The organism is Phreatobacter sp. AB_2022a (assembly GCF_026847585.1).
Taxonomy (GTDB): Bacteria; Pseudomonadota; Alphaproteobacteria; order Rhizobiales; family Phreatobacteraceae; genus Phreatobacter.
In genome coordinates this window covers 1-16,805 of the sequence record NZ_JAPSET010000079.1, presented here as the reverse complement: position 1 = coordinate 16,805, position 16,805 = coordinate 1, and the positions used below count along the sequence as shown (strand labels likewise).

At 67.4% G+C, this 16,805-nt stretch carries 16 protein-coding genes; 9 read left to right on the top strand and 7 right to left on the bottom strand.

Translation table 11 applies throughout. From position 1 onward, the window contains the following. Window positions 1–2,150: translation initiation factor IF-2 (gene infB, locus OZ671_RS30510; protein WP_442957149.1), on the top strand; the 2,150-nt coding region annotated here is incomplete at its 5' end. Between the two features lie 92 nt (window positions 2,151–2,242). Here the strand turns inward: infB and OZ671_RS30505 are convergent. Beyond that, entirely contained in the window at window positions 2,243–2,941 is a 699-nt protein-coding gene (locus OZ671_RS30505; RefSeq protein ID WP_038302997.1) for a fumarylacetoacetate hydrolase family protein, read from the bottom strand. 78 nt (window positions 2,942–3,019) lie between these two features. On the opposite strand from OZ671_RS30505, the gene OZ671_RS30500 reads away from it, so the two are divergent. From OZ671_RS30500 to OZ671_RS30485, 4 genes are all read left to right on the top strand, one after another. Beyond that, a complete protein-coding gene (locus OZ671_RS30500) occupies window positions 3,020–3,634 on the top strand; it encodes a septation protein A (RefSeq protein WP_268864202.1) in 615 nt (204 codons plus the stop codon). A gap of 69 nt (window positions 3,635–3,703) precedes the next feature. Beyond that, window positions 3,704–4,459 carry a phosphatase PAP2 family protein gene (locus OZ671_RS30495; RefSeq protein ID WP_268864201.1) on the top strand — a complete coding sequence of 252 codons (756 nt, stop codon included), beginning with the start codon at window positions 3,704–3,706 and terminating at the stop codon, window positions 4,457–4,459. Between the two features lie 65 nt (window positions 4,460–4,524). Then, the gene (locus OZ671_RS30490) at window positions 4,525–5,760 is read left to right on the top strand and encodes an argininosuccinate synthase (protein ID WP_268864200.1); all 1,236 of its coding nucleotides are present in this window, start codon (window positions 4,525–4,527) and stop codon (window positions 5,758–5,760) included. Between the two features lie 5 nt (window positions 5,761–5,765). Further along, window positions 5,766–6,554 (top strand): site-2 protease family protein, encoded by a 789-nt coding sequence (locus OZ671_RS30485; RefSeq protein WP_268864199.1) that lies wholly within the window; start codon window positions 5,766–5,768, stop codon window positions 6,552–6,554. Here the strand turns inward: OZ671_RS30485 and OZ671_RS30480 are convergent, their stop codons facing one another. Both OZ671_RS30480 and argH read right to left on the bottom strand, forming a co-directional pair. Continuing rightward, a complete protein-coding gene (locus OZ671_RS30480) occupies window positions 6,555–6,821 on the bottom strand; it encodes a hypothetical protein (protein ID WP_268864198.1) in 267 nt (88 codons plus the stop codon). A gap of 136 nt (window positions 6,822–6,957) precedes the next feature. After that, complete coding sequence (gene argH, locus OZ671_RS30475; protein ID WP_268864197.1) at window positions 6,958–8,340, bottom strand: argininosuccinate lyase; 1,383 nt, start codon at window positions 8,338–8,340, stop codon at window positions 6,958–6,960. A 74-nt stretch (window positions 8,341–8,414) separates the two neighbouring features. On the opposite strand from argH, the gene tlpA reads away from it, so the two are divergent. The 3 genes from tlpA to OZ671_RS30460 all read left to right on the top strand — a co-directional run bounded on the left by tlpA (window position 8,415) and on the right by OZ671_RS30460 (window position 10,252). Next, window positions 8,415–9,059, top strand: a complete 645-nt coding sequence (gene tlpA / locus OZ671_RS30470) for a thiol:disulfide interchange protein TlpA (RefSeq protein ID WP_442957148.1) — start codon at window positions 8,415–8,417, stop codon at window positions 9,057–9,059. 31 nt (window positions 9,060–9,090) lie between these two features. Further along, window positions 9,091–9,597 carry a prolyl-tRNA synthetase associated domain-containing protein gene (locus tag OZ671_RS30465; protein WP_268864195.1) on the top strand — a complete coding sequence of 169 codons (507 nt, stop codon included), beginning with the start codon at window positions 9,091–9,093 and terminating at the stop codon, window positions 9,595–9,597. 361 nt (window positions 9,598–9,958) lie between these two features. After that, complete coding sequence (locus OZ671_RS30460; protein WP_038302982.1) at window positions 9,959–10,252, top strand: 4a-hydroxytetrahydrobiopterin dehydratase; 294 nt, start codon at window positions 9,959–9,961, stop codon at window positions 10,250–10,252. Between the two features lie 42 nt (window positions 10,253–10,294). Here the strand turns inward: OZ671_RS30460 and OZ671_RS30455 are convergent, their stop codons facing one another. The 4 genes from OZ671_RS30455 to OZ671_RS30440 all read right to left on the bottom strand — a co-directional run bounded on the left by OZ671_RS30455 (window position 10,295) and on the right by OZ671_RS30440 (window position 14,285). Next, complete coding sequence (locus OZ671_RS30455) at window positions 10,295–11,230, bottom strand: hypothetical protein (RefSeq protein ID WP_268864194.1); 936 nt, start codon at window positions 11,228–11,230, stop codon at window positions 10,295–10,297. Window positions 11,231–11,285: 55 nt separating this feature from the next. Beyond that, window positions 11,286–12,071, bottom strand: coding sequence for an SDR family NAD(P)-dependent oxidoreductase (locus OZ671_RS30450; RefSeq protein ID WP_268864193.1), 786 nt, complete (start codon window positions 12,069–12,071; stop codon window positions 11,286–11,288). 111 nt (window positions 12,072–12,182) lie between these two features. Further along, entirely contained in the window at window positions 12,183–12,923 is a 741-nt protein-coding gene (locus OZ671_RS30445) for a rhomboid family intramembrane serine protease (RefSeq protein WP_268864192.1), read from the bottom strand. A 420-nt stretch (window positions 12,924–13,343) separates the two neighbouring features. Further along, entirely contained in the window at window positions 13,344–14,285 is a 942-nt protein-coding gene (locus OZ671_RS30440; RefSeq protein WP_268864191.1) for a LysR substrate-binding domain-containing protein, read from the bottom strand. A 781-nt stretch (window positions 14,286–15,066) separates the two neighbouring features. Here OZ671_RS30440 and OZ671_RS30435 point away from each other — a divergent pair. Beyond that, on the top strand, window positions 15,067–16,805 hold a 1,739-nt coding region (locus OZ671_RS30435; protein WP_268864190.1), incomplete at its 3' end, for a beta strand repeat-containing protein.

The following is a 16,805-nucleotide window of genomic DNA, read 5'->3' as shown; positions in this document are numbered from 1 at the left end:
GCCCGCCCCCCCTGGGGGCCCCCCCGCCGCGCCCGGAGGGGCCGCGCCCCCCGCGCTCTTCCGCCGGCCCGGCGCCCGCCAGCGCCATTCCGACCCGGCCCGAAGGCGCCGGCCCGATGCGCTCGGGTCCGCCGCAGGGCAATCGTCCGCGCACCAATGCCGGGGACGACGACGAGGCGCCGCGCGTCGCGCGCCGCCCGGGCGTTCCGGGCAAGGCAACCCCCTCCGCGCCGCGTCCCGGCGGCGGGGAGAATGCCGGCCGCGCGCGCCTGACGGTCACCAACGCACTGGAAGACGCGTCCGAGCGCATGCGCTCGGAAGCCTCCTGGCGCCGGCGCATGCGTCGCATGACCGGTCACCGGGTGACCGAGCAGAAAGAGAAGATCATGCGTGTCGTCACGATTCCCGAGACGATCACCATTGCCGACCTCGCCAACCGCATGTCGGAGCGTGCGGTCGACATCATCCGCATGCTGATGAAGCAGGGCCAGATGCATAAGATCACCGACGTGATCGATGCGGATACCGCCCAGCTCATCGCCGAGGAGCTCGGCCACACGGTGACCCGCGTCGCCGAGTCGGACGTCGAGGAAGGCCTGTTCGATGCGCCGGACGCGGAGGACAGCCTGCAGCCGCGCGCGCCGGTCGTGACCATCATGGGCCACGTCGACCACGGCAAGACCTCGCTGCTCGACGCCTTGCGCAAGACCAACGTGGTCTCCGGCGAGGCCGGCGGCATCACCCAGCATATCGGCGCCTATCAGGTGGTTTCGCCGCTCGGCGGCAAGATCACCTTCATCGACACGCCCGGTCACGCCGCCTTCACGGCCATGCGTGCCCGCGGCGCCAAGGTGACCGATATCGTGGTGCTGGTGGTGGCGGCGAACGACTCGGTCATGCCGCAGACGGTGGAGGCGATCAATCACGCCAAGGCCGCCAAGGTGCCGATGATCGTGGCGATCAACAAGATCGATCTGCCCGACGCGCGTCCCGAGCGGGTCAAGACCGACCTCCTGCAATACGAGGTCCAGGTCGAAAGCCTGGGCGGCGACGTGCTGGAGATCGAGCTGTCGGCGAAGACCGGCCAGAACCTCGACAAGCTCCTGGAAGCGATCCAGCTCCAGGCCGAAGTGCTCGAGCTGAAGGCCAATCCGGACCGTCTGGCCGAAGGCACCGTCATCGAAGCCAAGCTCGACCGCGGCCGCGGCCCGGTCGCCACCGTGCTGATCCAGCGCGGCACGCTGCGCACCGGCGACATCGTGGTGGCCGGCGCCGAATGGGGCCGCGTCCGCGCCCTGGTCTCCGACAAGGGCGAGCAGCTCTCCGAGGCGGGTCCCTCGACCCCGGTGGAGGTGCTCGGCTTCAACGGCACGCCCGAGGCCGGCGATCGCGTGGCGGTCGTCGAGAACGAGGCGCGCGCCCGCGAGATCACCGACTATCGCGCCCATCAGAAGCGCGAGAAGCAGGCTGCCCGTCTCGGCGCCGGCCGCGGCACGCTCGCCGACATGATGAGCCAGCTGAAGGCTGGCGCCGGCAAGAAGGAGTTCCCGCTCATCGTCAAGGGCGACGTGCAGGGCTCCGTCGAAGCCATCGTCGGCGCGCTGGCCAAGCTCGGCAACGACGAGGTCGGGGCCAGGGTCATCCTGTCCGGCGTCGGCGGCATCACCGAAAGCGACGTCGGTCTCGCCGAGACCTCGGGCGCCGTCATCATCGGCTTCAACACCCGCGCGCACAAGGAAGCGCGGGCGGCGGCCGAGCGGGCGGGCATCGAGATCCGCTACTACAACATCATCTACGACCTGGTGGACGACATCAAAGCCGCCATGTCGGGCCTGCTCACGCCGGAACTGCGCGAGACCATGCTCGGCAATGCCGAGATCCTGGAGGTGTTCAACATCACCAAGGTCGGCAAGGTCGCGGGCTGCCGTGTCACCGAGGGCCGCGTCGAGCGCGGCGCCCATGTCCGGCTCATCCGCGACAGCGTCGTCGTTCACGAGGGCAAGCTGTCGACGCTCAAGCGCTTCAAGGACGAGGTCAAGGAAGTGCAGGTCGGCCAGGAATGCGGCATGGCCTTCGAGAGCTACCAGGACATGCGCGTCGGCGACGTGATCGAGTGTTATCGCGTCGAGGAGATCAAGCGGTCGCTGTAAGGCGGCCGCCGGTCTTCGGGCCAGCCCTCAACACCAAAAAACGGCCCGCTGGCGACCAGCGGGCCGTTTTCTCATGGCGGCGAGGCTTCGGGTCAGACGACCTTCAGGCTGATCTCGCCAAGCCCGTCGACGGCCGCCACCATGGTCTGGCCGCGGGTCACGGCGCCGACGCCGTCGGGCGTGCCGGAAAAGATGACGTCGCCCGGGAAGACCTCGAAATAGGCCGAGAGATAGGAAATCTGCTCGGCCACCGACCAGATCATGTCGGCGAGGTCGGCCTTCTGCTTCACGACGCCGTCGACGGTGAGCGAGATCGGCCCCTTCAGCTTGTGGCCGACGCTGGCGGCCGGATAGATCGGGCCGACCGGACCGGAGAGGTCCGAAGCCTTGCCCGGCTCCCAGGGGCGGCGCAACTGCTTGGCTTCGTCCTGCAGGTCGCGCCGGGTCATGTCGAGGCCGATCGCATAGCCGAAGACGCAGTCGAGCGCCTTGTCGACGGGAATGTCGCGGCCGCCCTTGGCGAGGGCGACGACCATTTCGAGCTCGAAATGATAATTCGCGGTCTTGCTCGGATAGGGGTGGTCCACCACCGTGCCGTGCGGCACCGGCTGCAGCGCATCGGCCGGCTTCTGGAAGAAGAACGGCGGTTCGCGGGTCGGGTCGCCGCCCATTTCACGGGCATGGGCGGCATAGTTGCGGCCGACGCAATAGACGCGCCGGACCGGGAACAGCTTGTCGGTCCCGACGATGGGCAGGGCGGGGCGGGCGACGGGTTCGAAGATGAAGGCCAAGTGCGGCTCCGGGAAAGATGGTCAGGCGGGAGCGCACAAGCTAATCTCCGCACGCCATTTGTCCATTGCCGGAAGCCGATGACGACACATACTGAAAAGCGTGAACTGCCGCCGCTCCTCAAGCTCGCGCTCGAAATGGGGCCGCTCGTCGTCTTTTTCCTGGTCAATGCCTATGGCGACCGCTGGTTCGCCATCGACGCCACCCAGCGGCTGTTCCTGGCCACCGGCGTGTTCATCGTCGCGGTTCTGGCCTCGCTCGCCGTCACCTATGCGCTGATCGGCAAGCTGCCGATCATGCCGCTGGTCTCGGCGGTCGTCGTCACCGTCTTCGGCGGGCTGACGCTGATCCTGCATGACGAGGTCTTCATCAAGCTGAAGCCGACCGTGGTGAACGTGCTGTTCGGCTCGATCCTGACCTGGGCGGCGCTCACCGGCCGCAATCTCCTGAAGATCGTGCTGGATTCCGTGTTCGACCTGACCGACGAGGGCTGGCGCCTGCTGACCTGGCGCTGGGCCGGCTTCTTCTTCCTGCTGGCGCTCGTCAACGAAGTGGTCTGGCGGACCCAGTCGACCGATTTCTGGGTCGCCTTCAAGGTCTGGGGCATCATGCCGCTGACCATGATCTTCGCGCTTGCCCAGATGCCGCTGATCCTGCGCCACGACAGCAAGGCCGGCTCCGGCGAGCCATCGTGAGGGTTCCGGCTGCGTCGCCGCTCATGTAGAAGGCGGCACCCTTCGTTCAAAAGCCCGGAACCGCACCACGTGTCGTCCACCCGGACCCTCTTCGCCGTCCTGGCCATGCTCGCCGTCGCAAGCCTCGTGCTGGCGCTCGCGCCCGACCTCGATCTCGCCGTCTCCCGGCTGTTCTGGCGCGAGGGGCAGGGCTTCTGGCTGTCGGGTTATGGGCTGCCGCAGGCGATCCGCCGCGTCAGCATGTATCCGACCATCGCCTGCGGGATCTTCGCGCTGATCGCCATCCTGGCCAAGATCATCTGGCCCTGGTCGAAACCGCTGATGCCGGCTCGCATGGCGGTGTTCTTCGTCGTCTCGATGCTCGCCTCCTCGATCGTCCTGGTCAATGTGGTGCTGAAGGAGCACTGGGAGCGGGCGCGGCCGGTCCATGTCCAGGAATTCGGCGGTCCCTGGACCTTCACGCCCTGGTGGCGGCCGGGCGACGGCACAGGCTGCCGGACCAATTGCTCGTTCATTTCGGGCGAAGCCTCGGGCGCGGCCTGGCTGGTCGCGCCGGCGCTGGTCGCGCCGCCGCCCCTGCGTCCCGCCGCGCTCGCCGCCGCCGGCATCTATACCCTCGCGATCAGTGCCCTGCGCATCGCCTTCGGCGGCCATTTCCTGTCCGATACGCTGCTCGCCATCTTCGCGACCCTCGTCATCGTGGCCGGCTGCTACCACTGGTTCTACCGGCGCTGGGGCGCACCGAACGACGACGTCGTCGCCGACCGCCTCGCCGGCATCGGCCTCAGGCTCAGGCGCCGCTTCTCGCGCGGACGCTCTTCGTAAGCGCGCTTGCGCCGGCCCGCCGGCTTCGGTAAGTCCGGCCATCTCTTCTCCTGTGGATCACGCCCATGGCCTCCAAGAAAGCCGTCAAGAAGGTCGTTCTCGCCTATTCGGGCGGACTCGACACGTCGATCATCCTGAAGTGGCTGCAGACGACCTATGGCTGCGAGGTGGTGACCTTCACCGCCGATCTCGGCCAGGGCGAGGAATTGGGCCCTGCGCGCGAAAAGGCGCTGCTGCTCGGCATCAAGCCGGAAAACATCTTCATGGACGACCTGCGCGAGACCTTCGTGAAGGACTACGTCTTCCCGATGTTCCGCGCCAATGCGATGTATGAGGGGCTCTATCTGCTCGGCACCTCGATCGCCCGGCCGCTGATCGCCAAGCGCCAGATCGAGATCGCCGAACAGGTCGGCGCCGATGCGGTCGCCCATGGCGCGACCGGCAAGGGCAACGACCAGGTGCGCTTCGAGCTGACCTATTATGCGCTGAAGCCCGACGTCACGGTCATCGCGCCCTGGCGCGAATGGGACCTGACCAGCCGCACCCGGCTGATCGAATTCGCCGAGCAGCACCAGATCCCGATCGCCAAGGACAAGCGCGGCGAGGCGCCGTTCTCGGTCGACGCCAACCTCCTGCACGCCTCGTCCGAAGGCAAGGTGCTGGAGGATCCGGCGCAGGAAGTGCCCGACTACGTCTATTCGCGCACCGACGGCCCGGAAAGCGCGCCGGATACCCCGACCTACATCACCATCGATTTCAAGGAAGGCGATGCGGTCGGCATCAATGGCGAGGCGCTGTCGCCGGCGACCATCCTGACGCGGCTCAACGAGCTCGGCAAAGTCAACGGCATCGGCCGGCTCGATCTCGTCGAGAACCGTTTCGTCGGCATGAAGTCGCGCGGCATGTACGAGACGCCCGGCGGCACCATCCTCTATTTCGCCCACCGGGCGATCGAGAGCCTCACGCTCGACCGCGGCGCGGCGCATCTGAAAGATGAGATCATGCCGAAATATGCCGAGCTCATCTACAACGGCTTCTGGTTCACGCCGGAGCGCGAGATGCTGCAGGCGCTGATCGACAAGAGCCAGGAATTCGTCACCGGCACGGTGCGGCTGAAGCTCTACAAGGGCAATGTCATCGTCGTCGGCCGCGACAGCCCCTATTCGCTCTACGACCAGGAGCTGGTCACCTTCGAGGAAGGCGCGGTCGCCTACGACCACCGCGACGCCGCCGGCTTCATCAAGCTGAACGCCCTGCGCCTCAGGACGCTCGGCCAGCGCAAGAAGAAGCTGGGCCTCTGAGTCTCATGGACGTCCCCGGCAGCGATCGCCACGGATCGTTTGCCGGGGTGCCGGTCCATTGGCACGGCACGCTGATCCTGATCCCGCTCTTTCTGGGCATGCAGTTTCAGCGGTTCGGGCTCGTTGCCGGCGGGCTTCTGACCCTCGTCCTGACGCTCGCCCTGGTCGGCTCGATCCTGCTGCACGAGGCGGCCCATGTCCGGGCCGCGCGGCATGTCGGTGTCGGCGCCCAGGCGATCGTCCTGCATGGCTTCGGCGGCATTGCGCTCATCGATGCGGTGCCCATGCCGCCCCGGCATCGGATCCTGATCGCCCTGGCCGGCCCGCTCGCCAATCTCGCGCTGGCGCTGGCCGGCTGCGGGCTGCTCCAGATCGCCGAATGGGCCCTCGTTCCGGCCGTCTCCGAACAGGCCGGCGCCTACGGCCTGACGCTGCCGCTGGCGCGCTCGCTGTCCGGCAATGCCGTGCTGGCCGGGCTGAAGACCTTCGCGACGCTCAACCTGCTGCTCGGGACGGTCAACCTCCTGCCGGCCTTCCCGCTCGACGGCGGCGTGATCGCACGCACGCTCGCGAGCCTCAGGCTTGGCCCTTCGCAGGCAGTGCGCGTGACGGCCGTGCTCGGCCTCGTCTCCATCCCGCTCGCAGGCCATGCCGTCGGGCTTGCCGGCCTCGGTGCCTCGATCAGCGGTTTCGGAGCCTTCGCCCTCGTGCTGCTGCTGATTGCCGTGAACGGCTGGGCGCTCTGGCAGCCGGCGGCTTTCCTGCCCGATCAGGCCGGCCAGGCCTGCGGGTGATCAGCGGCCTTCGGTCGCGCCTGACCTCTGCCCCGGCGCGCGGGCCGAGCCGTCGAAGCGATTGGCCGGCCGGGTCAGCCGGTGCGCGCTGCGGCCGGAACCTTCGGTTGCACCCGTTCCGGTCGCCCCCGTTATGGCAGGCGCCGCGGCAAGGCTCGCCGAGGCGATCGAAGCATGGGCGGAGGCGGCAAGGCCGGCGCCGGTGGTCAAGGCCGCGGCCAGCAGCAGGGTGCGTGCGGCGGTTCTGACGTCGATGCGACGGGCCATGGCCGCCTCCCTGGTTCGGCCCGGCCGCACCATGCGGCAGGGTGACCATGGGTGGCGCTCCCTGGCATCGAGGTTCAAAAGGTTGCAGCAAATTTCCGTTGCGGCAGGTTGGGCCGCGCGCAACCCTCCGCGCGGCTCAGTCGGCGAGCTTCTTCAGCCAGCGCCGCGCCTGGGCGCGGACGTTCTTCGGTGCCGTGCCGCCATAGCTGACGCGGCTTGCGACCGACCGGGCGACCGACAGCACCGAGAAGACGTCGGCGGTGATGCGCTTGTCGACCGACTGCAGCTCGGCGAGGGACAGCTTGTGCAGCGGCACGCCGCGCTCGGAGGCGAGGCCGACACATCTCGCCGCGATGTGATGGCTGTCGCGGAACGGAATGTCGAGCGAGCGCACGCACCAGTCGGCAAGGTCGGTGGCGGTCGAATAGCCCTGGCCTGCGGCCTTCTTCATGACGCCGGCATTGGCGCTCATGTCGCGCACCATGCCAGCCATGGCGGCGATCGCGAGCGACAGCGAGGTGAGCGCGTCCATCGTCGGCTCCTTATCCTCCTGCATGTCCTTCTGATAGGTCAGCGGCAGGCCCTTGAGCACGGTGACGATGGCGGTGAAGCCGCCGAGCACCCGGCCGACCTTGGCGCGCACCAGCTCCGCGGCATCCGGATTGCGCTTCTGCGGCATGATCGACGAGCCGGTGGAGAAGGCGTCCGACAGGCGGATGAAGGAGAACGGCGAGGAACACCAGATGACGATCTCCTCGGCGAGCCGGGACAGGTGCACGGCGGTGATCGTGGCCGCCGCCAGGGTTTCCATGACGAAGTCGCGGTCGGCGACCGAGTCGAGGGAATTGGCGGTCGGCCGGTCGAAGCCGAGCGCCGCGGCGGTGGCGTGCCGGTCGATCGGGAAGGACGTACCGCAGAGGGCCGCGGCGCCGAGCGGGCACTCGTTCAGCCTGCGGCGGGCATCGGCGAGCCGCGTGCGGTCGCGGCCGACCATTTCGACATAGGCCATCAGGTGGTGGCCGAAGGTGGTCGGCTGGGCCACCTGCAGGTGGGTGAAGCCGGGCATGACGGTCGCGGCTTCGGCCAGCGCCTTTTCGGCGAGAGCGCGCGCGAGGTCCTTCAGCTGCGCATCGAGACCGTCGACGGCGTCGCGCACCCAGAGCTTGAAATCGGTGGCCACCTGGTCGTTGCGCGAACGGGCCGTGTGCAGCCGGCCGGCGGGGGCGCCGATGATCTCGGCGAGCCGGGCCTCGACATTCATATGGATGTCCTCGAGGCTGCGCTTGAAGGTGAAGCTGCCGGCCTCGATCTCGGCGAGGACCTGGTCGAGCCCCTTCTGGATCGCCGCCTCGTCCGCCGCGCTCACGATCCCTTGAGCGCGCAACATCGCCGCATGGGCTTTCGAGCCGGCAATGTCTTGCCTATACAGGCGCTTGTCGAAATCGATCGAGACGTTGATGTCCTCCATCACCGCCGCAGGTCCCGAGGCGTAGCGGCCGCCCCACATCGCATTGCTCATCGTCTCGTCCTCGATCGTTCTTGTTCTGCAGGCCTGACGGACCCCGAGGCTCTCGGAGATCCGGCGCGGCCGAAATGGGGTGGCCTCACGTGTCCCGTGCGAAAGTGATCATTCTGCTGGCTGGCCTGATCGGCCTCGGCGCGGGCTTCGGGGCCTTCTACTGGAGAGGAGGGCTGCCCGGCAATGCGGGCGTGCAATCCTGCTCGGCCGCAGCTTCGCTGGCACAGCGGCTCGAGCCGCTGGCGCGTGGCGAGCTCGCCGCCTTCAAGGTGACCGAGCGGCCGCAGCCGACGCCGAACCTCACCTTCAAGGGCGCCGACGGCCGCGAGCTGAAACTCGCCGATTTCCGCGGCCGGACCGTGCTGCTCAACCTCTGGGCCACCTGGTGCGTGCCCTGCCGGCACGAAATGCCGGCGCTCGACAAGCTGCAGGCGACGCTCGGCGGGCAGGCATTCGAGGTGGTGGCGGTCAATATCGACACGCGCAACCCGGAAAAGGCGCGCGCCTGGCTGCAGGAAACCGGCATCCGCAACCTGACCGACTATTCCGACCATTCGGCCAAGGTGTTCCAGGAGCTGCGCGCCGTCGGGCGGGCCTTCGGCATGCCGACGACGCTGCTGATCGATCCCGACGGCTGCGAGCTCGGCCATCTCGCCGGCCCGGCCGAGTGGGCGAGCGAGGATGCGCTGCGTCTCGTGCGGACCGCGCTCGGCCGCTGAGCACCCCCCTTGTTCTCCCACAGGACCCCGAATGCCCGACACAGCCCGCCTGCGCGCCGACCTGTTCGCCCTGTTCGAGCGCCTCGGCATCGAGACCCGCACCTACGAGCACGAGGCGGTGTTCACGGTCGCCGAGAGCCAGCACGTCAAGGAGGCCATACCGGGCGGCCATACCAAGAACCTGTTCCTGAAGGACAAGAAGGGGCGGCTGTTCCTGGTCGTCGCGCTCGGCTCCGCCAGCATCGACCTGAAGCGGCTGCATGAGGTGATCGGGGCTTCCGGTCGGCTCTCCTTCGGCTCCGGCGAGCTGCTCGAGGAGGTGCTGGGGGTGAAGCCCGGTTCGGTCACGCCGTTCGGGGCGATCGCCGATGCGGCAGGCCGCGTCACCGTCATCCTGGACGCCGCGATGATGGAGCACGAGGTGCTCAACTATCACCCGCTCGAAAATACCGCGACCACCAGCATCGGCCGGGCCGACCTCGTGCGATTCCTCTCGGCCACGGGCCATGAGCCGCAGGTTCTCAAGGTCAGCGCCTGACGCAGCGTCATGCCGGAAATCCAGATTTGGCGCGGAAAAATGGTTCCGGGGCCGCAATCGGCGCCATGGTGCGGCCTCATTTCGGCCCCGGTGGAGCCAAGAGCCGAGGCGACCCTGTCAATGTTGCCTCGTGCCTGATCGACCTCGCTCCGGACTCTTCAGCCCCCCAGCCCCCCGGGGTGACGTCGAATCGGGCACGAGCGCCGCGCGTCACTCGTGGCGTGCGGTGAACGTTCGGTCATCCCCTCCGACGCGAACGTGCGGGTCGGCGCCAGGCGCCGGCCCGCTTTTTTTGTGCCCTACCAAGCCATGCCCTTTCGCGCCATGCTGGCCGTACCGGCCCGTCCACGGGAGTGAAGCCATGCCGAGCAAACTCGATCCGGTCGAACGGACCGTCGCCCTGTCCGCCTTGCCGCAATGGTCCGAGGTGGCCGGGCGCGACGCGATCGCCAGGCGTTTCGTCTTCCGCAATTTTTCCGAGGCCTGGGGGTTCATGAGCCGCGCCGCGCTGGTCGCCGAGCGGATGGATCATCATCCCGAATGGTCGAACGTCTACAAGACGGTCGAGGTCACGCTGTCGACGCATGATGCGGGCGGCGTGACCCATCTCGACATTTCGCTGGCGAAAGCGATGGACGCGATCGTCGGCGAATAGAGCCGTGCCGCGCGGCGGGGCGCCAAGCGCCGCGCCAGGGCGTCAGCGGTCGCAGGTCCAGGTCATGACCGGCAGGCGCGCCTCGCGTTCGGTGATGAAGCCGTGCGCCGAACGGCCGGGCACGTCGACCTCGATGAGCCGGGTCAGGCCCTGGTCCAGCACCTGGCGCAGCACCACCTTTTCGCCCGGCTCCAGGCGGACGATGGCGCGGCCGTTCTCGGCGGCATCGAGCAGCGTCGCGCCTTCCGTGGCGATCTCGATCTGCAGCGTGCGGCAGGCCGCCGGCTCGGGAGTTTCCGCCGGCGGCGTCACCGTGATCGGCACGGTGCGTACGACGCGCGGCGCCTCCGGCCCCGTCCGTGGCGCCGGCGGCGCCTGCGCGACCGGATTGTCGCCGAGGTGCAGGGTCGTGAAGACCGCAACGCCGAGCGCCGCCATCGCCGCGACGACCAGCGCGGCGAGGAACCATTTCAGCCGGCCAGGGGAACTGTCGGGCACCTTGACGACGGCGGCCGGCATGCCGCGCAGGGTCTCCAGGTCGCGCTCGAGCGCGCCGAGCGCGGCGAGATGGGAAATCTGCGCGTCGAGATGGTCATACCAGCCGTCGAAGTCGTCGGGCGCCGGCTCGCGCCCCCGATACGAGCGGTCCAGCCCATCGAGGCTTGCGCGCAGGTCGATATGCGGACCGGTGGGCGGCGCGCCCAGCTCCGTGCCATAGCGGGTGATCGCGATCGCCAGATCGTTCTCGGCCCGCGCGATGACGTCGCGCAGCGCGGCCCGGGTCTCGGCATTGGTCTCGTAGGCCCGCCGCCTCAGTTCGGCCGGCGGGTCGGCCGTGACCTTCAGCTCCGCGGCGGCCTGCCGCAGGGCATCCTCGATGGTCGGCGCCGGGCGCGCGAGGCCTCCGACCCGCGCACCGTAATTGTCCAGGACGTGATAGCGGTAGCGATAGGCCGAGACGAGCGGTGCGACATCCACAACAGGCGATCCGGGTGTTGGGGCCGCCGCGGCAGCCTCGACAGGGGGGCGCGTCTTATTTCGGCGCCATCCGAATCGCGCCGTCGAGACGGATGGCGAAGCCGTTCAACATATCGTTGTCGATGATATGTTCCACCATCTTTGCATATTCGTCCGGCTTGCCGAGGCGCGAGGGGAACGGCACCTGCGCCTCCAGCGACTGGCGGGCTTCCGGCGACAGCGTGTCGAACAGCGGCGTGTAGAACAGGCCCGGCATGATGGTCATGACGCGGATGCCCTCGCGGGCGAGGTCGCGCGCCACCGGCAGGGTCATGCCGACGACGCCGCCCTTCGAGGCGGAATAGGCAACCTGGCCGACCTGGCCGTCCTCGGCCGCGACCGACGCCGTCGAGACGATGACGCCGCGGCCGCCGTCGGCGGTGATCGGCTCGAGCGAGGCCATGCCGGCCGCGCATTTGGCGATCATCTGGAACGTGCCGATCAGGTTGACCGCCAGCACCTTGGTGAAGCTGCCGAGGTCGTGCGCCACGATGGCGCCGCTGGTGCGGTCGCGGCTGATGGTCTTGCGCGCCGGGGCGATGCCGGCGCAGTTGACCAGGATGCGCTCGATGCCGTGGGCCGCGCGCGCCTTGGCAAGGCCGGCATCGACGGAAGCCTCGTTGGCGACGTCGACCTGGCAGAACAGGCCGCCGATCTCCGCGGCGACCTTTTCACCGCGCTCGGCATTCATGTCGAACAGCGCCACCTTGGCGCCGTGGGCGGCGAGCCGGCGGGCCGTGGCCTCGCCGAGCCCCGATGCGCCGCCGGTGACGATGGCTGCGGTGTCCTTGCCGATCTGCATATCCTGATCCTCCTTGGGACGGACCTCGCCGCAGGCGTCGAGCGACCGTCGGGCCAATCTCCATGGATCGGTCTTAGAAGAAAGGATTCGGCAAGGCAAAGGGCTGCGGCATCAGCGGAACGGCGGACGCCGCAGCGGAATGCGGGGGACGCTGACCGGCAGGTGCTGCTTGTCGCAGAACAGCATGACGTCGCGGCTCTTGAACAGGCTGACCAGCGCCGCGCCGGCGACCAGGCCGCCAATATGGGCCCACCAGGCGGTATCGCCGCCCTCGGCGGTGAGGAGATGGAAGAGCTGCAGGACGATCCAGGCGCCGAGCGCCAGCCAGACCGGGATGGAGATGGGCAGCACGTTGAAGGCGAGACCGAAGACGCGCACCCGCGGGAACAGGATGAGATAGGCGGCCAGCACGCCGGAAATGGCGCCCGAGGCGCCGACGAGCGGCGCCTGCGAGCCCGGATTGATGAGGAGGTGCAAGGTCCCTGCGATCAGTCCGCACAGGAGATAGAAGATGAGGAAGCGGACGTGGCCCATGGCGTCCTCGACATTGTCGGCGAAGACCCAGAGAAACAGCATGTTGCCGATGAGGTGCATCCAGCCGGCATGCATGAACATGTAGGTGATCCAGGTCGCCCAGGGCGAGACCAGGGCGAGATCCGGCGACAGGGTCGCCTGGAAGGTGACCACCGCCGGGATGAGGCCGAGGCCGAGCGCATTGGCATTGGCGGTGCGGGCCGGCACGAGCCCGGTGGTCGCCAGAAAGACCACGACGTTGAGGCCGATCAGGGCATAGGTGACAAAAGGCCAGACGATGCTGCGATGCGGATTCTGATCGGCGAGAGGCAGAAACATGGGGGACCCTGGTCAAGCGTACCCGATATTCGCATTCCGGTGGGGGCAGGGCCAGTTGGAAATATCGGTCCGGGGGCCTGTGTGCCGCACGTCTGGCTTCGGCGGCGCGACCGGGATGCGCGGAAGCCTCCGGCTGATGCGCCGAGGCCGGGTCCGCGCGCTGGGGCGGGGGGAATGGCCGGTGCCCGGCCTCGGAGCCGCAGGGAGGTCTGTCTCTGCAAATCGATCGTGGCGGCCGGCAAGGTTCTTTTCAATTTTGAAGATCTCATGCCGCCCATGAGCGGCTTCAATCAAAAGTAGTGCGTCGAGGTATTGTTATATCGTTGCGGGGGGATTGTTTTGCCGCCGGCCGGCCTGGGCCGGGCCCGACCGGCGTCCTCGCGGCGCGAAAGCGCGCGTCGCAGGCCGTCGCGGCCTTGCCTACAAGGCAGGTGACAGGATCCTGGTCGCGGCCTCGCCCAGCGCGGGCGGCCTTTGCCCGTCGTCGTACAGATCGTGACCGGCGGTCTTCGCCGGCGCGCCGAGATAGCGCCTGCAGATCTCCAGGAGGGTATCGCGTTCGACGCTCTTCTCGCCGGGATAGGCATAGTAGCTGAAGGTGACGTTCGGAAGAGCGGGCAGATCGAGACTGTCGCCGAGATTGGCGAGCCCCGCCATGAGCAGATGTTGCGTCCGGACGGTGAGGCATAGTCCGGTCCGGACGGCAGCGACGATGCCGCCGAGGCTCGAACTCGTCGCCGCGATGCGGAACGGCACGTCGGCTCCGAGTGCGCCGAGAGCCGCGGTCCGGAAGGCGCAGGGAGCCTCGAACAGGGCCAGCGGCAGCGAGGCGCCGTCGCGCCGTTCGAAACCCTGCCTGCCGATCCAGAGCATCGGCGCTTCGGCGATGACGCCCTGGTTCAGCGCGTCGTCGAGATGCAGCGCGACGGCGAGATTGACCTCCCGTCGGGCGACGGCCTCGACGAGACCCTTCGACCCGTCGATGCGCAGCGTGAGCTCGACGGTCGGATGTTCCTGGCGGAAGCGTTGCAGCACATCCGGCAGGACGGTTTCGGCGAAGTCGGGGGTGACACCGAAGCTGATCTTGCACGGCGTCTGGCCGCTCATGTTCAGGACCGCGTCATCGTTCATCTGGACGAGGCGCTGGGCAAAGCCGAGAAAACGCTCTCCGGCTATCGTCAGTTCGACGCCTTGCCGACTGCGGCGGAACAGGGGGGCGCCGACATCGGCCTCCAGACGCTGGATCTGCAGGCTGATCGCCGATTGCGAACGGCCAACCGCATCGGCAGCTTCGGCAAAGGTTCGACCTTGGGCAATCAAGGTGAAGGAGCGCAAAGTGGCTAGATCGAGATTGGCTGGCATGAATGGAAAGGGCTCCGATATCGGCGCGACTGATTTTCTAATTCTGGTTCACTCATAATGACCACCGCGCGATGTATTCCAAATTCGAAAAATCAATGTACGATATTGACCAAACTCAATACGCAACTTGCAATGACAGTTTATATACAATCATCGGTATTGTATCCGAAGTCGTCACAAGTGTTTCTTGTGGCCGGCCGCTGCTGACGAGAGGTCTCAATCATCGCCATTTTGCGCTGCGGGGCCGGTCGCCGCGCCGGCTTGTCGGTGCGGATGCAATTTGGGGGCGTGACACGGTTCTGACGCTGCCCGATGCGGCAAGGTTCCGGAAGAACCGGCCGGGTCTGTCGCGGGCTCAGGCTTGACCGAGCGGCGATGGTACCAGTCTGCAAAGCGCTTTGAATAGTCGTTTCATGGGCAGCAAAGAGGAACTGGCCACTACGTTCCGGCGGCGTCGCTGAACTAGATTCAGGCGGTGTTCTATTTTAGGTGGTCCTTCTGCTTTCCAGTCTCGACCCTCTAGTTGCAAGAACTGTGTCCAGAATATCGCTGACGGGGCGGAAATGGTTCGACCCATTCGGGATTCCTGTCCATATATCCTTGATAATGCTGTGATATTGGTATTCTCAATGATGCTTCTTGATAAAGCTCATTTGGCTTCCAGCATCGAATTTGCTCGACCTGTCGCAGTGCGCCCTCCGGCCGCAAGGCGAGCAGCGAAGCTGTCTTGGCTCGCTGAAGGCAGGCAGGCGCTCCGTGATGATGACGAGGAGTTGCCGACATGCCGGTTCGCCGCGCAAGCGATGTTCGAATTGTCCCGTATCGGCAGCCCATTGCTAGGCGCAGCCCGTATATGGGCGGCGCATCGCTGCTCGTCCTCGCGGTCGCCGGGCTCGCGCCCGCGAGCGCTCAAGCTGCCGAGGAATGCGGTGCCGGCCCGACGGTGGTGTGCTCGCCCACCGGAAATCCCTACGGGACTGGCATCAACTACAGTACCAATTCGGGGCTCGATCTGTCGTTTGCGCCGGGCGTCGCCGTCGACGCGAGCGGTGCTGACGGCATTCACGTCAACAACAGCGAAGCGGGCGACGTCGTGGTCAACACGACCAACGGCAGCGTCAGGAGTGCGGATCGTATCGGCATCTACGTCAACAACTCCGCCGGCGGTGTCACTATCACCACAGGTGATGTCACCTCCGACGGCAGCAATGCGGTCTACGCCCATGGCAATGGGCCGGTGGCGATCGACACGACCGCGGGAACGGTGGCGGGGCGGGGCGGAATTTATGCCTGGAGCAACACCGCTGCCATTACCATCACGACCGCCGATGTCAGGTCGACCGGCGGCGGGGCGATCTCAGCCAGCAGCTACAGCGCCGCCGCTACGATCGATATCGACACGACGGCAGGGACGATATCGACCGAAGGTGACCACAGCTCCGGCATTGCCGCATCGTCCTATGTCACCGACGGTCCGATCCGCATCGTGACCGGCAACGTCTCGACGACCGGCATGTATTCGAACGCCGTGACGGGCGCCCAGATGTCCGTCGGGAACTCGGCGCCTCTCGTCATCGATACGACCGCCGGCGCGATCTCGACGCAAGGCGACTATTCGATCGGCGTCGGGGCCTATGCGGCCTCGCGCGCTGAAGTTCGGACCGGTCCGATCACGACGGCCGGCGTGGAATCGGCCGGCGTCTATGCGCATGGCGCGCAGGCGCCGGTTGCCGTCGACACGACCGCCGGGACTATCCAGACGCGGGGCGCTTCGTCGGCCGGCATCCTGGTCAGCAATGCCGAGGGCGAGACCACCATTACCGCCGGCCAGATATCGACATCGGGCGATGCGGCGATCGGCATCGCGTTCACGTCGCAGAACGAAGGCGATGCGGCGGCATACCGCACCGACATTGTCGCGACAGGCCCGATCACGGCGACCGGCGCCAATGCAGGCGGCATCGTGGCGCGCGATGTCGGCCCCGGCGGTCCGGTCAACGTCACCGCGCGCGCAAATATCTCGGCACCCGGTCAGAACGCGGTCGGCATAGCGGCCGGCTCGTTCGGCGCGCCGGTGACCGTCACGGTCGATCCCGGCGTCACCGTCATGGGCGGCTGGTCGCAGAACGCGGGCGATCTGTCGACCGGAGCCTCGCGGTCCTCCACGGGGGTCGATGAAGGCGTCGTCTCCACCTATGTTGGCGGCGGTCTGCCGGCAGCGGGCATCGTGCTGTTCTCCGGGGCGACGGCGGGTTCGCCGGCGGCGCGGTTGATCAACAACGGTATCATCGGCGCGATGAACGACCGTGCCGTCACAATGGGTTTTCCCTGCGCGGGTCGAAGCGGCCTTTCCGGCAGCCTTCTGCTGTTCAACACGACGCCGACGGCGCCGGGCGGAAAGTCGTGGCTCGGCACCTTCGCCTCGGCGATCATGAATGCGATCGTGCCGTCGGCGCGGGCGGCGGCGCCGCCAGCGAGCCGTGGCTGTGATCCGGGCGATCCGGACTGGGGCGTCCCTCC